This window comes from Methylobacterium nigriterrae (assembly GCF_037106235.1).
Classification (GTDB): domain Bacteria; phylum Pseudomonadota; class Alphaproteobacteria; order Rhizobiales; family Beijerinckiaceae; genus Methylobacterium; species Methylobacterium nigriterrae.
Window position 1 is genome coordinate 1 of record NZ_JBAWTG010000032.1, and the last position, 17,422, is coordinate 17,422.

At 70.7% G+C, this 17,422-nt stretch carries 16 protein-coding genes and 1 pseudogene; 7 read left to right on the plus strand and 10 right to left on the minus strand.

The features are described 5' to 3' along the window. Positions 1-129: pseudogene (locus WDW90_RS17430) on the minus strand (co-chaperone GroES); the annotation flags it as partial. A 222-nt stretch (positions 130-351) separates the two neighbouring features. On the opposite strand from WDW90_RS17430, the gene WDW90_RS17435 reads away from it, so the two are divergent. Further along, positions 352-1,356 (plus strand): magnesium transporter CorA family protein, encoded by a 1,005-nt coding sequence (locus tag WDW90_RS17435; RefSeq protein WP_336488685.1) that lies wholly within the window; start codon positions 352-354, stop codon positions 1,354-1,356. A 272-nt stretch (positions 1,357-1,628) separates the two neighbouring features. Here the strand turns inward: WDW90_RS17435 and glyS are convergent, their stop codons facing one another. Both glyS and WDW90_RS17445 read right to left on the minus strand, forming a co-directional pair. Next, positions 1,629-3,821 (minus strand): glycine--tRNA ligase subunit beta, encoded by a 2,193-nt coding sequence (glyS, locus tag WDW90_RS17440; protein WP_336488686.1) that lies wholly within the window; start codon positions 3,819-3,821, stop codon positions 1,629-1,631. Positions 3,822-3,880: 59 nt separating this feature from the next. Beyond that, positions 3,881-4,810, minus strand: coding sequence for a glycine--tRNA ligase subunit alpha (locus WDW90_RS17445; protein ID WP_336488687.1), 930 nt, complete (start codon positions 4,808-4,810; stop codon positions 3,881-3,883). A gap of 214 nt (positions 4,811-5,024) precedes the next feature. Here WDW90_RS17445 and WDW90_RS17450 point away from each other — a divergent pair, with 214 nt between their 5' ends. Beyond that, positions 5,025-5,273 carry a hypothetical protein gene (locus tag WDW90_RS17450; protein WP_336488688.1) on the plus strand — a complete coding sequence of 83 codons (249 nt, stop codon included), beginning with the start codon at positions 5,025-5,027 and terminating at the stop codon, positions 5,271-5,273. A gap of 4 nt (positions 5,274-5,277) precedes the next feature. Here WDW90_RS17450 and WDW90_RS17455 read toward each other — a convergent pair whose 3' ends face one another. Next, positions 5,278-6,135: a S49 family peptidase gene (locus WDW90_RS17455; protein ID WP_336488689.1), complete on the minus strand. Its 858-nt coding sequence runs from the start codon at positions 6,133-6,135 to the stop codon at positions 5,278-5,280. A gap of 216 nt (positions 6,136-6,351) precedes the next feature. Here WDW90_RS17455 and WDW90_RS17460 point away from each other — a divergent pair, with 216 nt between their 5' ends. After that, positions 6,352-6,696: a hypothetical protein gene (locus WDW90_RS17460; RefSeq protein WP_336488690.1), complete on the plus strand. Its 345-nt coding sequence runs from the start codon at positions 6,352-6,354 to the stop codon at positions 6,694-6,696. 38 nt (positions 6,697-6,734) lie between these two features. On the opposite strand, the gene WDW90_RS17465 is transcribed toward WDW90_RS17460, so the two are convergent. Further along, a complete protein-coding gene (locus WDW90_RS17465) occupies positions 6,735-7,490 on the minus strand; it encodes a tRNA1(Val) (adenine(37)-N6)-methyltransferase (protein WP_336488691.1) in 756 nt (251 codons plus the stop codon). Further along, positions 7,474-7,707, minus strand: a complete 234-nt coding sequence (locus WDW90_RS17470) for a putative signal transducing protein (RefSeq protein WP_336488739.1) — start codon at positions 7,705-7,707, stop codon at positions 7,474-7,476. Before WDW90_RS17470 ends, WDW90_RS17465 begins: the two co-directional genes overlap by 17 nt. Before the next feature lie 196 nt (positions 7,708-7,903). Between WDW90_RS17470 and WDW90_RS17475 the strand changes: the two genes are divergently transcribed. Next, positions 7,904-8,926, plus strand: coding sequence for a polyprenyl synthetase family protein (locus WDW90_RS17475; protein ID WP_336488692.1), 1,023 nt, complete (start codon positions 7,904-7,906; stop codon positions 8,924-8,926). A 227-nt stretch (positions 8,927-9,153) separates the two neighbouring features. Here the strand turns inward: WDW90_RS17475 and WDW90_RS17480 are convergent, their stop codons facing one another. From WDW90_RS17480 to WDW90_RS17490, 3 genes are all read right to left on the minus strand, one after another. Continuing rightward, on the minus strand, positions 9,154-10,029 hold the full coding sequence (locus WDW90_RS17480) for a 4-(cytidine 5'-diphospho)-2-C-methyl-D-erythritol kinase (RefSeq protein ID WP_336488693.1): 876 nt from the start codon (positions 10,027-10,029) through the stop codon (positions 9,154-9,156). Between the two features lie 343 nt (positions 10,030-10,372). Then, complete coding sequence (locus tag WDW90_RS17485; protein ID WP_336488740.1) at positions 10,373-12,244, minus strand: tetratricopeptide repeat protein; 1,872 nt, start codon at positions 12,242-12,244, stop codon at positions 10,373-10,375. 175 nt (positions 12,245-12,419) lie between these two features. Beyond that, a complete protein-coding gene (locus WDW90_RS17490; protein ID WP_336488694.1) occupies positions 12,420-14,093 on the minus strand; it encodes an electron transfer flavoprotein-ubiquinone oxidoreductase in 1,674 nt (557 codons plus the stop codon). A 194-nt stretch (positions 14,094-14,287) separates the two neighbouring features. Here WDW90_RS17490 and WDW90_RS17495 point away from each other — a divergent pair, with 194 nt between their 5' ends. The 3 genes from WDW90_RS17495 (at position 14,288) to WDW90_RS17505 (ending at position 16,436) form a co-directional block, all read left to right on the plus strand. Continuing rightward, positions 14,288-15,151: a uracil-DNA glycosylase gene (locus WDW90_RS17495; RefSeq protein ID WP_336488695.1), complete on the plus strand. Its 864-nt coding sequence runs from the start codon at positions 14,288-14,290 to the stop codon at positions 15,149-15,151. A gap of 91 nt (positions 15,152-15,242) precedes the next feature. Continuing rightward, a complete protein-coding gene (gene ypfJ / locus WDW90_RS17500) occupies positions 15,243-16,142 on the plus strand; it encodes a KPN_02809 family neutral zinc metallopeptidase (protein WP_336488696.1) in 900 nt (299 codons plus the stop codon). A gap of 159 nt (positions 16,143-16,301) precedes the next feature. After that, positions 16,302-16,436: a hypothetical protein gene (locus WDW90_RS17505; RefSeq protein WP_336488697.1), complete on the plus strand. Its 135-nt coding sequence runs from the start codon at positions 16,302-16,304 to the stop codon at positions 16,434-16,436. Positions 16,437-16,583: 147 nt separating this feature from the next. Here the strand turns inward: WDW90_RS17505 and WDW90_RS17510 are convergent, their stop codons facing one another. Then, complete coding sequence (locus tag WDW90_RS17510) at positions 16,584-17,312, minus strand: amino acid ABC transporter ATP-binding protein (RefSeq protein ID WP_336488741.1); 729 nt, start codon at positions 17,310-17,312, stop codon at positions 16,584-16,586. Positions 17,313-17,422: the final 110 nt, after the last annotated feature.

Below are 17,422 nucleotides of genomic sequence, written 5' to 3' on the forward strand. Positions count from 1 at the left end.
GACGGCGACGACCTCGCCCTCCTGGGGCTTCTCCTTGGCGGTGTCGGGGATGATGATGCCGCCCTTGGTCTTCTCCTCGCCCTCGATGCGGCGGACGACGACACGGTCGTGCAGCGGACGGAACTTCATGAGCTGCCCTCTTGCTTCGAATTCAGAGATGGCGTTGATGCGGCCTCGGAACCGCACTCAGCACCGGCCGTTAGCACTCTCGAATGTTGAGTGCTAAAGCTGGCGGCGAGATAGGCGCGGTCGTTTTTCGAGTCAAGGCTGTCCAGCCCCCAGTCGGACACCGATCACGGCAAAATTCCCGCCGCGATCATCCGGAGCCTTCCCGCCACGGGATTCCCCACCATGCTGAGCATCCACGGCCCGGAGGGCGTGGTCGACCATTCTGCGCTGCCGCGCCGTGGGGATCTGCCGCCGGAGGCGGTCTGGATCGACCTCGACGACCCGACCGCCGAGGAGGCCGAACGCGTCGAGGACGCGACCGGCCTGCGCGTGCCCTCCCGCCAGGCGCTGAGCGAGGTCGAGAGCTCGAGCCGGCTGCGCCGCCTGAAGAACGGCCTCTCGCTCTCGACGCCGATGATCACCTTCGATCAGGCGGATTCGCAGCTGAAGCCGCTCGGCTTCGTGCTGACCAGGGACCGCCTCGTCACCGTGCGCTTCCATGAGCTTCGTGCGTTCCAGGAGGTGAAGGCGCGCATCCGCCGGGGCGACGGGCCCGCCGCGTCGAGCACCGAGATCTTCCTCCTGCTGATGGAGGAGCTGGTCGACAGCCTCGCGGACGCCCTGGAGGAGATGGGGGCGGACCTCGACAGCCTCTCCAGCCGGATCTTCGACTTCGACGTCAGCGCCCGGCCCGGGGCGCGGCCCGACGACCGCAAGCCGCCGCGCCGCCGCGACCTCGCGCTGCGGCGCATCCTCCGGGGCATCGGGCGGCGGGGCAAGGCGCTCGGCAAGATCCGCTCCAGCCTGCTCGGGCTCGGCCGGATCGTCCCCTTCGTGGCCGCCGAGTGCGAGAGCTTCCTGGGGGGCGAGGCGGATGCGCGCTTCGAGACGATCCGGCGCGACATCGCCTCCCTCGACGAGTTCGAGATGCGGCTCTCGGAGAACGTCCAGTTCCTGCTCGACGCCGCGCTCGGCCTGATCAGCATCGAGCAGAACAACGCCTTCCGGGTGCTCACCGTCGTCTCGGTGGTCGGCGTGCCCCCGACGCTCATCGCCTCGATGTACGGCATGAACTTCAAGGCCATGCCGGAACTCGACTGGGCCTACGGCTATCCCTATGCCCTGGCGCTGATCGCGATCAGCGCGATCGTGCCGATCGTCTACTTCAAGGTGAAGGGCTGGTTCTGACACGGCATCGCTCGATCCCTTCGGTTCGGCGCTGGGCTTCCCACCCTCAACCTCATCTGAGGAGCCGCAGCGGAGCGGAGGCCTCGAAGGAGGGCTCCAGGGAGCGCGCGGGCCGCTGGATCTCTGCTTCGAGGCCGCTGACGCGGCACCTCAGGATGAGGTCGAGGGTTGGGAGCCCCACCCACGCCGAAGGGATCACGCGGATCGGGCATGAGGCCGGTCGTGGCGATCCTCCGCTCCCGCACGGGCAAGGCGTGGAGGAGCAGACGAGCCTACCCCTCGATCTTCGAGAACTCCGCCACCTCCCGCGTCGCGGCCCGCAGGGCGTTGAGCAGGGCGAGCCGGTTGGCGCGGAGCGCCGGGTCCGCGGCGTTCACCGTCACCTTGTCGAAGAAGGCGTCGACCGGCGCGCGCAGGGTCGAGAGCGCCCGCATCGCGCCCTCGAAATCCTCCGCGGCCACCGCCAGGGAGGCGGACGTCCGGGCCGAGGCGAGAGCGTCGGCGAGCGCCCGCTCCTCGGGCTCTCCGGCCGAGGCGATCAGCGCCGCGTCCGGCTCCGCATCGTAGACGCGCCCGTCCTTCTTCTCCTCGATCCGCAGAATGTTGGCCGCGCGCTTGTAGCCGGCCAGCAGGTTTCTGCCGTCGTCGGTGTCGAGGAAGCGGCCAAGCGCCTCGACGCGGCGCACCACCATCAGCAGGTCGTCCTGGTCGGGCAGGGCGAAGACCGCGTCGATCAGGTCGTGGCGCGCGCCCTGGTCGCGGAGGTAGACCTTGAGGCGGTCGGCGAAGAAGGTGAGGAGATCCTGCACGCGGGGGTCGGCGAACAGGTCGGTGTCCGGAGGCAGAGCCTCGAGGGCGGCTTGGACACGTTCCAGGCCGCCGGACAGGTCGAGTTCGACGACGCGGCGACCGGCAGGTTGCAAGTCGAATGCCTCCGGCAACACGACGTCGGATAGCGACAGCCGAACCTCGTTCTCGAGGATCAGCCGGATCACGCCGAGGGCGGCCCGCCGCAGAGCGTAGGGATCCTTGCTCCCGGTCGGCGTCTCGTCGATCGACCAGAAGCCGGCCAAGGAAATGAGCTTGTCGGCCAGCGCGACCGCGATCGCCACCGGATCGGTCGGAACACGGTCGGACGGACCGAGCGGCTTGTAGTGATCGCCGATCGCCGCGCAGACGCTCGGGTGCTCGCCCTGGAGCGCGGCGTATCGGGATCCCATCAGCCCCTGCAGTTCGGGAAACTCGCCGACCATCTCGGTGACGAGATCCGCCTTGGCGAGGCGCGCCGCCCGGTCTGCGAGACCGATGTCGGCGCCGATCGAGCCCGCCAGTTCCCGCGCGAGCGCCGCGATGCGCTGCACCCGCTCCCCCTGCGTCCCGAGCTTCTCGTGGAACACGATGCTGTCGAGCTTCGGCAGCCGGCTCTCCAGCGAGACCGCACGATCCGTGTCCCAAAAAAACTTCGCGTCCGAGAGGCGGGCGCTTACCACGCGCTCGTTGCCCGCCGTGATCGCGGCGCCGCCGTCGCTGGCTTCGAGGTTCGAGACCAGGATGAAGGCCGGGGCCAGCGCGTCCGAGCCGCCCTTCCGCAGCACGAAGCATTTCTGGTTCGCCCGGATCGTGGCGCGGATGGCTTCGGCCGGGATATCGAGGAAGCTCTCGTCGAAGGAACCCATCAGCACCACCGGCCACTCGACGAGCCCGGCCACCTCCTCCAGGAGGCCCTCGTCCTCCACGAGTTCGAGGCCGCGGGCGAAGGCGAGGTCGCGTGCGTCGTGCAGGATGATGTCCTTGCGCCGGTCCGCGTCGAGCACGACCTTGGCGCGCTCCAGGCTCGGCCCGTAATCGTCGAAGCGGCGCACCTCGATGGCGCCGGGCGCGAGGAACCGGTGCCCGTAGGTCAGCGTGCCGGCCGCGATCCCGTCGACCGAGAACGGAACCACCTCGGGTGTCTCGGTCTCGGGCCCGAAGGTCGCGACGATCGATTGCAGCGGGCGCACCCAGCGCAGGGAGCCGGGTTGGGCCGAGGCCCCGCCCCAGCGCATCGATTTCGGCCAGGGGAAGCTGCGGATGATCTGGGGCAGGATCTCGGCGAGCACGTCGAGGGTCTCGCGCCCCGGCCGCTCGATCACCGCGAGGTAGAACGCGCCCTTCTTGGGATCGGTCACGGTCGTCGCCTGATCGAGGCTCGCGAGCCCGGCGCCCTTCAGGAAGCCCTGGACGGCCGCCTCCGGCGCGCCGACGCGGGGGCCGCGCCGCTCCTCGCGCACCGCCTCGCCGCGCGGCGGCAGGCCGGCGACGTGCAGCGCGAGGCGGCGCGGCGTCGCGAAGGCCTTGGCGCCCTCGTAGAGGAAGCCGCGCTCGACGAGCGCGTCGGTGACGAGCTTGCGCAGGTCCTCGGCCGCGCGGCGCTGCATGCGGGCGGGGATCTCTTCGGAGCGGAGTTCGAGGAGAAGATCGGGCATGGGAGGCGGCGTCCGGAAGGAGGTTCAGGGTGTCGGTGTGCGGCCGGGTCGTCGGGCGGTCAGGCCGCGCCGCCCCCGGCCGTCTGCAGCCAGGCCGCGCCGCAGGCCTTGGCGAGTTCGCGCACGCGCAGGATGTAGCTCTGGCGCTCCGTCACCGAGATGACGCCGCGCGCGTCGAGCAGGTTGAAGACGTGGCTCGCCTTGATGCACTGGTCGTAGGCCGGCTGGACCATGCGGTGGCGACCGGTCTCGCCATCCGGCGCGCCGGCGTCGAGGTAGCTGCGGCAGGCCTGCTCGGCATCGGTGAACTGCCGGAACAGCATCGCGGTGTCGGCCGCCTCGAAATTGTGGCGCGAATATTCCTGCTCGGCCTGCAGGAAGACGTCGCCGTAGGTCACCTTGTCGTCGCCGGCGCCGCCGTTGAAGTTGAGGTCGTAGACGTTCTCGACGCCCTGCACGTACATGGCGAGCCGCTCGAGGCCGTAGGTCAGCTCGCCCGCCACCGGCGCGCACTCGAAGCCCGCGACCTGCTGGAAATAGGTGAACTGGCTCACCTCCATGCCGTCGCACCAGCATTCCCAGCCGAGGCCCCAGGCACCCAGCGTCGGGCTCTCCCAGTCGTCCTCGACGAAGCGGATGTCGTGGAGCGCGAGGTCGACGCCGATCGCCTTCAGCGAATCGAGGTAGAGTTCCTGCAGGTTCTCGGGATTCGGCTTCAGGATCACCTGGAACTGGTAATAGTGCTGCAGCCGGTTCGGGTTCTCGCCGTAGCGACCGTCCTTCGGGCGGCGCGAGGGCTGGACATAGGCCGCCTTCCAGGGCTTCGGCCCGAGCGCCCGCAGGGTCGTGGCCGGGTGGAAGGTGCCCGCGCCGACCTCCATGTCGTAGGGCTGCAGGATCACGCAGCCCCGCGCCGCCCAGAATCGCTGCAGCGTCAGGATCAGCCCCTGGAACGAGGCATGGGGCGCGAGATCGACTTCGCTCGGCATCGTTCACAAACTTCCGGTCGGCGGGGAAAGCGGTGGGCCGGAGCGTTTAAGAGCGTGCGGCGGGGTGTCAAGCGAGCGGGGTCGTGCGCGGTCGCACACATTTCCGCCCCAATTCGATCAAGATCCGGAACTGCCAAGCCCCCGGCCAAGTTTACGCAGCAACCAGGGGATCAGGAGCCGCCTCCCAGCGGCCGAACGCTTCGGACGACCAGTCATGCGCAAGGGTTTCACAGTTTTCGCCGCTCTCGTCGCCGCCTCGCTCGTCGCGACGCCGGTCGTGATGAGCGCCAGCAACGCGCTCGCGACCTCCGAGGACAAGTCGGCCGTGGCCGAGCCGGTCGCGGTCGTTCCCGTGGAGGTCGCGCCGATCGCGAGCCCGCCCCAGTCCGAGGCCTGCACGCGCAAGGTCCGGGTGGTCTATTCCGGCTACGGCAACCCGAACGCCGCCTGCGCGGCCCGCTGACCCGTCACAGTCCGAAGCGCGCCCAGGCGGCGCGCTCCTCGATGGCGCCGAGCGCCTCCTCGGCGAGACCGATGCCGCCCGGCGTCGCCCGGCGCAGGAGCCGCGCCAGGATCGAGCCGCGCGCCTCCGCCACCATCCGGAGGTCGACCTTCTCGCCGAAGCGCGCCCGCATCACGGCGCGGACATCGCCGAGCGCGTCGACGAGGCCGAGTTCGAGGGCCTGACGCCCGGTCCAGATCGCGCCCGTGAACAGGTTCTCGCCGTCCTGGCGCAGGTTCGGGCGGCGGGAGGTGACGAGGGTCGTGAACATGTCCTGGACGTCGGCCTGGATGCGCTTCAGCCGCGCGACGTCGGCGGGATCCTCGGGCCGGAAGGGATCGAGCATCGCCTTGGCCTCGCCCTGCGTATGCACGCGCCGCTCGATGCCGATGCGCTCGATCAGGCGGTCGAAGCCGAAGCCGGCCGAGACGACGCCGATCGAGCCGACCACCGAGGTCGGGTCCGCCACGATCTCGTCGGCCGCGCAGGCGATCATGTAGCCGCCCGACGCCGCGACGTCCTCCACGAACGCGATCACCGGCAGCTTCTTCTCGGCGGCGAGCGCCCGGATCCGCCGGTGGATGAGATGCGACTGCGCGGGCGAGCCCCCCGGCGAGTTGATCACCACCGCGACCGCCACCAGCCCGGTCATCGCGAAGGCGCGCTCGAGGCTTCCCGCGACGGTGCCGATCGAGAGGCCCGGCCGGATCGGCGAGACCGCGCCGATCGCCCCGCTCAGCCGCACCACCGCCACGCGCGGCCGCTTCTCGCGGAAGCGCTCGGGCAGGAGCGCGCGGAGCGGGGCGGGAATCGCGAGCGGCATGGCTGTCCGTCTTCCGGTCGGGGGCGGGAAAATAGGCGCAGGTCGCACCCGCAGGTGGGCATTGCGTAGTCCACCGCAAGGCTTCGCGCCATCGCGTCCGCGTCCGCAACCGAACCGTTTGGCGATTTCGCCGTTTCCCGGTCACGGCGCGCCCGAATTCGGTCGCGCCGCGGCGCCCTGCGGGCGGCCGTGTTCCACGGGAGGAGACCGGACGAGATGCGTGTCTTACGTTTGATGATCCTGGTAATCGGGATGCTCGGCGGTGCCGCCGGCCTGGGCATCGCGGCCCATGCGGCGCCGCTGCCGGTGATGGCGGGAGTGGGGCAGGCGGCCGAGTCCGGCCTCGTTGCGCAGGCGCGCTGGCACCACCGCCGCCATTGGCATCGCCATCATGGCTGGCGCCGGCACCATTGGCGGCGCCATCACTGGCACCGCCGGCATCATTGGCACCGCCGGCATTACTGGCATCGGCCCTATTACCGGCGGCACCATTACCGCCGCCATTATGGCTGGCACCGGCCCTACTACCGTCGCCACTACGGCTGGCGGCCGTTCTACTGAGCGTCACGGCAGGGCGCCCCAGAGCGGGCGCCCGTTTCTCACGGGGCCGCCGGCCGGCCCCGGTGCAGCACCTCGGCCTCCGGGGTGAAGCGCCCCGACGCGTCCTGCAGCACGAGTGGGGGCGCCAGGGACAGGACGGCGCGGCTGCCCTTGACCGCGGTGACGAGGATGCGGGTCGCGGCCCGATCGGCCCGGGCATGGACGGGCCGCACCCGGATCGCCCCGAAGCGCCCGCGCAGGGCATCGAGACAGGCCGGCAAGGCGTCCGCCCGATGGATCAGGCCGATCCGGCCGCCAGGACGCAGAAGGTCCGTGCAGGTGCGAAGCCAAGTTTCCAGCCCGCCCTCCGCGAAGGTGTGCGCCTCGGCCCTGCCGGCCCGCGGCGAGGGACGGTCGCGGCCGGCCTCGAAATAGGGCGGGTTCGTCAGCAGCACGTCGCAGAGTCCTGCCGTGAGGCCGGCCGCACGTCGCACCGCACCGGGCGCCAGCACGTCGGCCGCGATCACGCGGACGCGCTCGGCCATGCCGTTCTCGGCCGCATTGCGGATCGCGAGGGCGGCGAGATCCGGGTCGCGCTCGACCAGCACGACGCGGCAGCCCGGCGCCAGCCGGGCGCAGCCGAGGCCCACCGCGCCGGTGCCGGCCCCGACGTCGCAGACGGTCGCGCCATCGGGCGGCACGATCAGATGGGCCAGGAGGGCGGCGTCGGTCCCGGCGCGATGCGCGCCGCGAGGCGGCTGGTGCAGCCTCAGGGCGCCCCCGAGGAAGAGGTCCGGATCAGCGGGCGGGCTCATCGCGCAATTCGTGGGCGAGCCCCGCATCGGTGAGGAGCCGGCGCGCTTGCCGGGCATGGTCGTCCGGCACCAGCAGGCGCCTTGGGAAGGCGCCGATCGAACCCTCCATCAGGCTCATGTGGTCGTCGGCCACGAGCACCGGGATGGCGGCGCCCTCCAGGAGCGAGCGGGCGAAGCCGATCAGCACGATGTCGTTGGTCCGGATCAGCTCGGTCATGGCCGCGAGGCTCGAAGGCTTGCCCGTGGCGGGCGGTCGGGCGCGGGGATGCGCATTCGCCGCGTACAGCTTCGCGGGCGCCCGCGCCATATCAGGCTTGGCACGCCCCGGCGCGCCGCGTGTTGCAGCGCCAACGAGCCCGTGCGAAGGGGGGCCGCACGTTCGTCGCAAGCTGATCCGTTGGAGGCATCGGGCCTTGGGTGTCGTCGTTTCCCTCGATGAGGGCCGCTCCGATCCGGAGGCGAGCCTGTCAGACCTCGTCGCCCTGGTGGCCGGCGGCATGGATCGCGTCAACACGATGATCCTGTCGCGGACGGGATCGGACGTGGCCATGATACCGGAGGTCGCCAACCACCTGATCGCCTCGGGCGGCAAGCGGCTGCGCCCGATCCTGACGCTGGCCACCGCCGACCTCTGCGGCTACGCGGGCGGCGACGGCGCCGTGAAGCTCGCGGCCAGCGTCGAGTTCATGCACACGGCGACGCTCCTGCACGACGATGTCGTGGACGAGAGCGACATGCGCCGCGGGCGCGTGGCCGCGCGCATCAAGTGGGGCAACGAGGCGAGCGTCCTCGTCGGCGACTTCCTGCTCGGCCAGGCCTTCCGCATGATGGTCGAGGTGGGTTCGCTGCGCGCCCTCGACATCCTGTCGGCGGCCGCGACCGTGATCGCCGAGGGCGAGGTGATGCAGCTCACCGCCGCCAAGAACACCGAGACGAGCGAGGACGAGTACCTCGCGGTGATTCGCGCCAAGACCGCGGAACTCTTCGCCGCCGCCTGCGAGGTCGGGCCGGTCCTGGCCGAGCGGCCGCGCGCCGAGCAGGCGGCCTGCCGCTCCTACGGGATGAACCTCGGCATCGCCTTCCAGCTCATCGACGACGTGCTCGATTACGGCGGCACCAGCGCGAGCCTCGGCAAGAACGTCGGCGACGATTTCCGCGAGGGCAAGATCACCCTGCCGATCGTGCTCTCGTTCCGGCGCGGCACCGACGAGGAGCGGGCCTTCTGGCGGCGCACCCTGGAGCAGGGCGAGGTCGGCGAGGGCGACCTCGAGACCGCGCGCGCGATCCTGCGGCGGCACCGGGCGCTCGAGGACACGGTGGAGCGCGCCCGGCACTACGGCGCCATGGCGCGCGACGCGCTCGCGCTGTTCCCGAACAGCCGGATGAAGGCGGCGCTGCTGCAGGTGGTCGATTTCTGCATCGCAAGGGCGCACTGAGCGCCCGTCCGATCGATCCATCCCGGCCCTCCGTCCTCATCCCAAGGCGCGGAGCGAAAGCCTAGCCTCGAAAGAGATCTCCGGGAATCGCGCGCGAGCTGGAGGGCTCCTTCGAGGGCGTTCGATCTTCGACCGCCCCGCATCTCAGGATGAGGGCTTGGATGGGATCGGCCGGCAGGATCGATTGATCGATCTGGCAGGGATAACTCCGGGGCTCGGCGCGACGCTTACCGGAGCAGCGTCGGGGCGACCCACCAGCCCGGCTCGGCGGCCCGGATCGCACCGGCCGCGCGGACGGCCTCGCTGCGGTGACCGAAGATTCCGAACACCGTCGCGCCGGATCCAGACATCCGTGCGAGCCGGCATCCCCCTTCCGCCCGCAGCGCGGCCAGCGCCGCGCCGATGACCGGGGCCACGGTGAGCGCCGGGATCTCCAGGTCGTTGCGGGCCGGGCCGATGGCGGCGAGGAGGTCGCCCGGGCCGGAACCGGGGGCGATCTCCGGATGGGCGGCACCGTCGAGGGTCTGGCCGACCGCGAGGCCGAGGGCCTTGAAGACCGGCGCCGTCGGCACCGGCACGCCGGGGTTGATCAGCACCGCGGGCAGCGGCGCGAGGCCGAGTGCCGGGCCGATCGCCTCGCCGGCCCCCCGCATCATCCGCGCCCGCGGATCGAGGCAGACCGGCACGTCGGCCCCGGTGGCGCGCGCGGCCGCGACCACGGCCGGATGGTCGAGGGTGAGGCCGTTCAGCTCGACGAGCAGCCGCAGGCCCGCGGCCGCGTCGGACGAGCCGCCGCCGATGCCGGCCGCGACCGGCAGGCGCTTCACGAGGTCGAAGGCGCCGGTCGCCAGGCCCGGCACCGCCTCGGCGAGGCGCCGGGCGGCACGCAGCACGAGGTTGTCGTCGGTCGGCCCGGCAGGTCCGGCGGTCGGCCCTTCCACCGTCAGCCGCAAGGGGCCGCCGGGTTCGAGGCTGATCCGGTCGCAGGCGCCCGCGAAGGCGACGAGGCTCTCCAGGGCATGATAGCCGTCGCCGGCCCGCCGGCCGAGCACGTGGAGCGTCAGGTTGATCTTGGCGGGCGCGCGGGTGGAGAGGCGAGGCATGCTGGGATCATGGCGTTGGACGGGCTCCGGGTCGCGTCCGGGCCCAGTGGCATCGAGAAGCCTCTCTCACCCGCGATCTCATCCCGACGTGCTGCGAAGCAGCCTCGAACGATCCTCGAAGGATAATTGCGGGGATCGCGCGTCTTCCGGGGGGCTCTTTCGAGCCTGCGCGATCGTCGATCGCGCAGCACCTCGGGATGAGGTCGCGGGTGGGGTGCGGCGAGGTGATGGACCGGCTTCCCCGGCGATTCCGTATTGCGCAGCCACCGGCACACCCGCCCGGCTCCGGGCGCCGCTGCGCGGCCCCGGCCTGACGGGATCGGCTGCCGGACGCTGCGCGGCCTCAACCCCCCGTCTTCTTCTTGTCGGCCGCGCCCGGGGGCTCGTTCGGAGCAGGCGCCCCCTTCGGCAATTCCGGATTTTCCGGGTTGTGCGGGGCCGCCACCGGTGCGGGCGGGTTCTCGGCGGTCGCGGTGGGCTTGTCGAGCTCCGGCAGCCCGTTCTTGAGCTTGTCGTTGATCTTCTCGAGATCCTCGGGCTCAGGGTTCAGGTCCTTGGCGTGCTGCCATTGGAACTTGCCCTCAAGCCGGCGCCCGGAGCGCCAGTAGGCGTCGCCGAGATGGTCGTTGATGGTCGGGTCGCCGGGCTTGAGCTCGACAGCCTTCTCCAGTTCGCGGGTGGCTTCGTCCCAGCGGCCCAGGCGGTAATAGGCCCAGCCGAGGCTGTCGATGATCATGCCGTCTCGCGGCGCGGCGTCGACCGCCTGCTTCAGCATCTTGAAGGCTTCGTCGATGTTGATGTTCTGGTCGACCCAGGAATAGGCGAGGTAGTTCAGCACCTGCGCCTTGGCGGCGGGCTGGTTCGGCGGGACCAGCTCGAGCGCCTTCTTGAGGTCGGCCTCGGCCTTCGACCATTGCTTGGCACGCTCGTAGGCCGTGCCGCGGAAGTAGAAGGTCGTCCAGTAGTTCTGCAGCGGGCGCTCGCCGATCAGGGCGATGGCGCGCGAGTAGGTGGCAGCGGCCTCCTCGTACTTCTTGCGCGAGCGCTGCACGTTGCCGAGCGCCGTGATGACGTCGATGTCGTCCGGATGCGCCCTCATGGCGGCGTCGAGATGGGCGAGCGCTTCCTCGCCCTTGCCCATCTGCTCGAGGTTCAGCCCAACCTGGATGTCGGCGTTGAGCTTGAGCGGCGAGTTGGACGGGATCTGCATGTAGGCTTCGTTGGCCCGGTCCGGCTGCTTCATCCGGTCGAGGGTGTCGGCCAGCGTCAGGCGGGCCAGTGCGTGCTCGGGCGCGAGGTAGAGGGCGAGGCGCAGGTAGACCACCGCCGGCAGCTCGTCGCCCTGCGTCGAGCCCGCCGAGCCGAGGCCGTAGAGCACCTCGGCCGCACCCTCCTGCGCGGTCGTGATCAGGCGGGTGAGCGGCTTGCCGGCCTTCAGCTTGTCGAGCGCGTCGCGCACGATCGGGTGGCGCGGCAGCAGGCTGTCGAACTCGGTGTAGGCCTGGATCGCGAGGTCGGTGCGGCCGGCCTGTGCCTCGAAGCGCGCGTAGGCGTCGACGATGCGCAGCGTGTTGCGGTCGGTGTCGTAGGCCGCCTTGAGGCGCCGCTCGGCTTCCGCCTGATCGCCCACCACGCTGGCGATCAGGCCGGCATGGTAGTCCCGGAAGGTGTTGTAGTAGCGCTCGCCCTTGAGACGCGAGACGGTCTCCAGCGCCCGCTTGCCGTCGCCCGCGCCGGCATAGGCCCAGGCGGTCAGGAGCGTCGCGGTGAGGTCGGCCGCCGCGCCGCGACCGCTGCGGGCGAAGTTCTGGCGCGCGGCCGCCCACTGGCCGGCCTTGATCTGGCGAACCCCGAGCGCGAGCTGCGCGAGGCCGTTGGCGCCGTCCCGCGCCGACAGGCGCTCGGCCGCCCGGAAGGCGTCCGGCAGCGCGCCGTCCGCGAGCAGCGACACGAAGGCGCGTTCCAGAAGCTCGGCGTTGCGCGGATCGGCCTTCACGGCCTCGCGGTAGAAGCTCGCCGCGGCCGCGGTGTCGCGCGAGGCGCCAGCGATGTAGGCCGAGAGGAAGTTGCCCTCGAGGGATTCGGCCGGCTCGTAATCGGAGATCGGCGACGAGTCACGCGGCTGCGCGGCGAGGACGCCCACCGAGAGCGGCAGGCTCGCGGCCAGCGCGAGGGCAAGCACCGAGGCGGTGCGGCGGGCGGCGTTTCCGTTGATGGGCACCAGTCACGGCTCCTGCGAGCGCCGGTCCGCGAGGTGAGGCCGGCGCCGATTGGCGGGGACAGTGGACTCTTCCCGCCATGCCCGCAAGGCGAAAGGATGGCGCGAAGGGCGCTCCGCCTGCGGCCGAACGGCCGGCTCGCCGGCACCCCGGCGCGGGGTGCCGCGGCCCTCACATGTTCGGGTAATTGGGTCCGCCCGGCCCCTCGGGCGTCTCCCAGTTGATGTTCTGGTTCGGGTCCTTGATGTCGCATGTCTTGCAGTGGACGCAGTTCTGCGCATTGATCTGGTAGCGCACGCCGTCGCTCGACGCGGCGTCCTCCACCCACTCGTAGACGCCGGCCGGGCAGTAGCGGGCCGAGGGGCCGCCGAACACGTCGTGCTCGGAGGATTTCTGCAGGCCCATGTCCTTGACCTTCAGGTGGGCCGGCTGGTCCTCCTCGTGGTTCGTGTTCGACAGGTAGACCGAGGAGAGCCGGTCGAAGGTCAGCTTGCCGTCCGGCTTCGGGTAGACGATCGGTGTCACCTCCGCGAGCGGCTTGAGGCAGGCATGGTCCGGCTTGCCGTGCTTGAGCGTGCCGAAGGGCGAGGCGTTGAGCAGCGTGTTCGACCACATGTCGAGGCCGCCGAGGCCCACGCCGACGAGCGTGCCGTAGCGTGACCAGAGCGGCTTGACGTTGCGCACGGCCTTGAGGTCCTGGCCGATCGGGCTGGCGCGCCAGCCGTTCTCGTAATCGCTGAGCTCGTCGCCCTGGCGGCCGGCCGCGAGCGCCGCCGCGATCGCCTCCGCCGCCTGCATGCCGGAGAGCACCGCGTTGTGCGAGCCCTTGATGCGCGGCACGTTGACGAAGCCGGCCGAGTCCCCGACGAGGCAGCCTCCCGGGAAGACGAGCTTCGGCACCGATTGCCAGCCGCCTTCCATGATGGCGCGCGCGCCGTAGCCGATGCGCTTGGCGCCCTCGAACACGTCGCGGATCATCGGGTGCGTCTTGAAGCGCTGGAACTCCTCGAAGGGCGAGAGGGTGGGGTTCTCGTAGTTCAGGTGCGTGACGAAGCCGACCGAGAGCAGGTGATCGTCGAAATGGTAGAGCCAGGAGCCGCCGCCAGCCCTGTTCGGCAGCGGCCAGCCCATCGTGTGCTGGACGAGGCCGGGCTGGAATTTTTCCGGCGCGAGCTGCCAGAGTTCCTTGACGCCGATCCCGTATTTCTGGTGGTCGCTGTCGCGGTTGAGCCCGAACCGGTCGACGAGCGTCTTGGTGAGCGAGCCGCGCGCGCCCTCGCCGAAGACCGTGTACCGGCCGCGCAGCTCCATGCCGCGGGTGAAGTCGTCGCGCGGCTCGCCGGACCTGCCGATGCCGAGGTCCCCCGTGGCGACGCCCGTGACCGCGCCCTTGTCGTCGTAGAGGACCTCGGAGGCCGGGAAACCCGGGTAGATCTCGACGCCGAGCTCCTCCGCCTTGCGGCCGAGATACTTGGTCACGTTCGAGAGCGAGCCGACGAAGTTGCCGTGGTTCGACATCAGACGCGGGAAGAACACGTTCGGCAGGCTGACGCCGCTGTTCTTCGTGAGGAACATGAACTCATCGCGCTCGACCGCCGTCTTGAGCGGGCGCTCGGGATCCTGGCGCCAGTCCGGCACCAGCGCGTCGAGGCCGCTCGGATCGATCACGGCGCCCGACAGGATGTGGGCGCCGACCTCCGAGCCCTTCTCGACCACCACAACGCTGATCTCGCTGCCCGTCTGCGCCGAGAGCTGCTTCAGGCGGATGGCCGCGGCGAGGCCCGCGGGCCCCGCGCCCACGATCACCACGTCGAAATCCATCCCCTCGCGTTCGGGAAGCGCCATCCTGTTTCCTCCTGAGGCCGCTCGGGCGCCCGCCGGCGCGGGGCGTCAGCGGCCTGTCCTCTCAAGTTCTCTCTCAACCCGTTCCAGGGTAGGAAGGCAAGCGGCAATGACCATGCGTGCAACAACGCCGCGGCGGGCATACAATCGGCCCGTGATCAGTTGTCCACAGACTCGCGGACCACCATTTCTCCGACATGACTTCGAACGCGGACACGCAGCGCGACCTGATCTCGTATCTCGATTTCCACGTCGAGGCCGGCGTCGACGCCGCCCTCGACGAACGGCCGCACGACCGCTTCGGCGAGGCGGAGGCGCCGAGCCCAGCGCGGGCCGCGCCCGCCGCCGCGACGCTCGAGGCAGAGGCGCCCCGCCCGCGGGCCGTGCCCGCCGCGCCGCCGGCTGTCCGGGCCCCGCAGGGCCGCACCTACGGCCGATCGGCCTCGGCCAAGCCCGACGAGGCGGCCGACGATGCCCGCGCCCGAGCCAGGGAGACGCGGACCCTCGATGAGCTCGAGGCGCTGCTCGCCGGCTTCGACGGTTGCCCCTTGAAGTTCACGGCCAAGAACCTCGTCTTCGCCGACGGCAACCCCGAGGCGCGCGTGATGTTCGTCGGCGAGGCGCCGGGCGCCGACGAGGACCGGATCGGCAAGCCGTTCATGGGCCGCTCCGGCCAGTTGCTCGACCGGATGATGCGGGCGATCGGCCTCGACCGCACGAGCGCCTACGTCGCCAACATCGTGCCCTGGCGGCCGCCGGGGAACCGCAACCCGACCCCCCAGGAGGTCTCGATCTGCAAGCCGTTCATCGAGCGGCAGATCGAGCTCGCCGACCCCGACCTGATCGTCTGCCTCGGCAGCCCGGCGACGCAGGCGCTGACCGGCACGAAGGACGGAATCCTGAAGGCGCGGGGCCGCTTCTATCCCTACAGGCTGGAGAACCGGGAGGTGCGCGCGCTGGCGACCCTGCACCCGGCCTACCTCCTGCGCCAGCCCGTGCAGAAGCGCCTCGCCTGGCGCGACTTCCGGCTGCTGCGCCAGGCCCTCGACGGGACCGCCTGAATCGGTCTAGGCGCTGGCGCAAGCGGAACCGTTGCGGCGCCGGGGCCATTAGACAGGCGCCGGCGGCGGCGTTCAATGAGTGGTGGCGGACATGCGCTGGGAAGACTTTCGGAGCTCGGAGAATGTCGAGGACCGCCGCGGCGAGGGCGGGGGCGGCTTCGGCTTTCCCGGCGGCGGGGCCGGCGGCCTCGGCATCGGCACGATCGTGATCCTGTGCATCATCGGCTGGGTCACCGGCATCAACCCGGCCATCCTCATCGGCGGCGCCGAGCAGATGACCGGCGGGCGCCAGCGCGAGGAGCAGGTCGATCCGCAGACCCAGCAGCGGCGGCGCACCGCGCCTACCGACCAGAGCGGGCAGTTCGCCGCGAAGATCCTGGGCAACACCGAGGATGTCTGGAGCACCGTCCTGCCGGACCAGACCGGCAAGCGGTACACCCCGACCGCGATGGTGCTCTACACCGGCGGCACGCGCAGCGGCTGCGGGTCCGCCCAGGCCGCGATGGGGCCGTTCTACTGTCCGCTGGACAAGAAGGTCTATCTCGACACGAACTTCTTCAAGGAGATGGCCCAGCGCTTCCGGGTGAAGGGCGACTTCGCCTACGCCTACGTGATCGCCCACGAGGTCGGCCACCACGTGCAGGACGTGCTCGGCATCCTCGGCAAGGTCCAGGCGCGCCAGCAGGCGTCCGGCAAGGTCGAATCCAATCACCTGTCGGTGCGCGTCGAGCTGATGGCCGATTGCCTCGCGGGCGTCTGGGCCAAGAACTCGAACGACCGCTGGAACGCGCTGGAGCAGGGCGACATCGAGGAGGCGCTACAGGCCGCGAGCGCGATCGGCGACGACAAGCTGCAACAGCAGAGCCAGGGCTACGCGGTGCCCGATTCCTTCACGCACGGCACCTCGCAGCAGCGGATGCGCTGGTTCATGACGGGCTACAAGAGCGGCCAGACGCGGTCCTGCGACACCTTCCGGACCGCCGATAACTAGCCCGGCCGTCATGCCGGCGCCGTACGGAATCTACCCGAGCCGACGCACGAGCGCGGCCGTTGAACCTGCGAGCACAGGTCGTGCGTACCGGGCGGTATGACCGATCACAGCGAACTCCGCGCCCATATCCGGGCGGTTCTGCAGCGAGGGTTGCCGTCCATGCGCTCGTCCTCCCCGGCCCCGCGACACGCCGTTGTGGCGCGCGACGCCCTGCACGCGCCCGTCCGCGCCCATGTCCGGCGCATCCTGCTCAAGCTGCCGAGGCGGAAGGGCTCCTCGGCGGCCGAGGAGTAGGAGCGCCGGCGCGTTCCGCGTGACCTCTGGATCGCGAAGGCCCGCGCCTTGACAAGCCGCACGGCGCGCGGGCCCCCGCTCCCGTGGCGGAGCGGGGGATCCGCACCGGTCCGCGAACCTCCTGGCATGCGCGCGGCCTGATCGTCCTCAGTGCTGGAGGATCTTCGAGAGGAATTGCTGCGCGCGCTCGGAGCGCGGCTTGCCGAAGAAGTCCGCCTTGGTGGCGTCCTCGACGATCTCGCCGCGATCCATGAAGATCACCCGGTCGGCGACCTTCTTGGCGAAGCCCATCTCGTGGGTCACCACCATCATGGTCATGCCGTCGCGGGCGAGTTCCACCATCACGTCGAGCACCTCGCCCACCATCTCGGGGTCGAGCGCCGAGGTCGGCTCGTCGAACAGCATCACGATCGGGTTCATGGCGAGCGCGCGGGCGATGGCGACGCGCTGCTGCTGGCCGCCGGAGAGCTGGCCGGGATACTTCGTGGCGTGGGCCGACAGGCCGACGCGGGCGAGCAGGTCGAGCCCGCGCCTCTTCGCCTCCTCGCCCGGGCGCTTGAGCACCTTGCGCTGGGCGAGCGTCAGGTTCTCGGTGATCGACAGGTGCGGGAACAGCTCGAAGTGCTGGAACACCATGCCGACCCGCGAGCGGAGCTTCGGCAGGTTGGTGGCCTTGTCGAGGACCTTGGTGCCGTCCACCGTGATCTGGCCCTTCTGGAACGGCTCCAGCGCGTTGACGCACTTGATCAGCGTCGACTTGCCCGACCCCGAGGGGCCGCACACCACCACCACCTCGCCCTTCTTGATGCTGGTCGTGCAGTCCGTCAGCACCTGGAAGTCGCCGTACCACTTGCTGACGCCGTCGATCGCGATCATCGCGCTGCCGGTGGCGGCGCCGGCCCTCGGCTCGACGAGGCGGCCGGGCTGCAGGCCGGCATCGGCGGAAGCCTGGTCGGCCGAGGCGACGGACTCCGTCACCGTGGGGT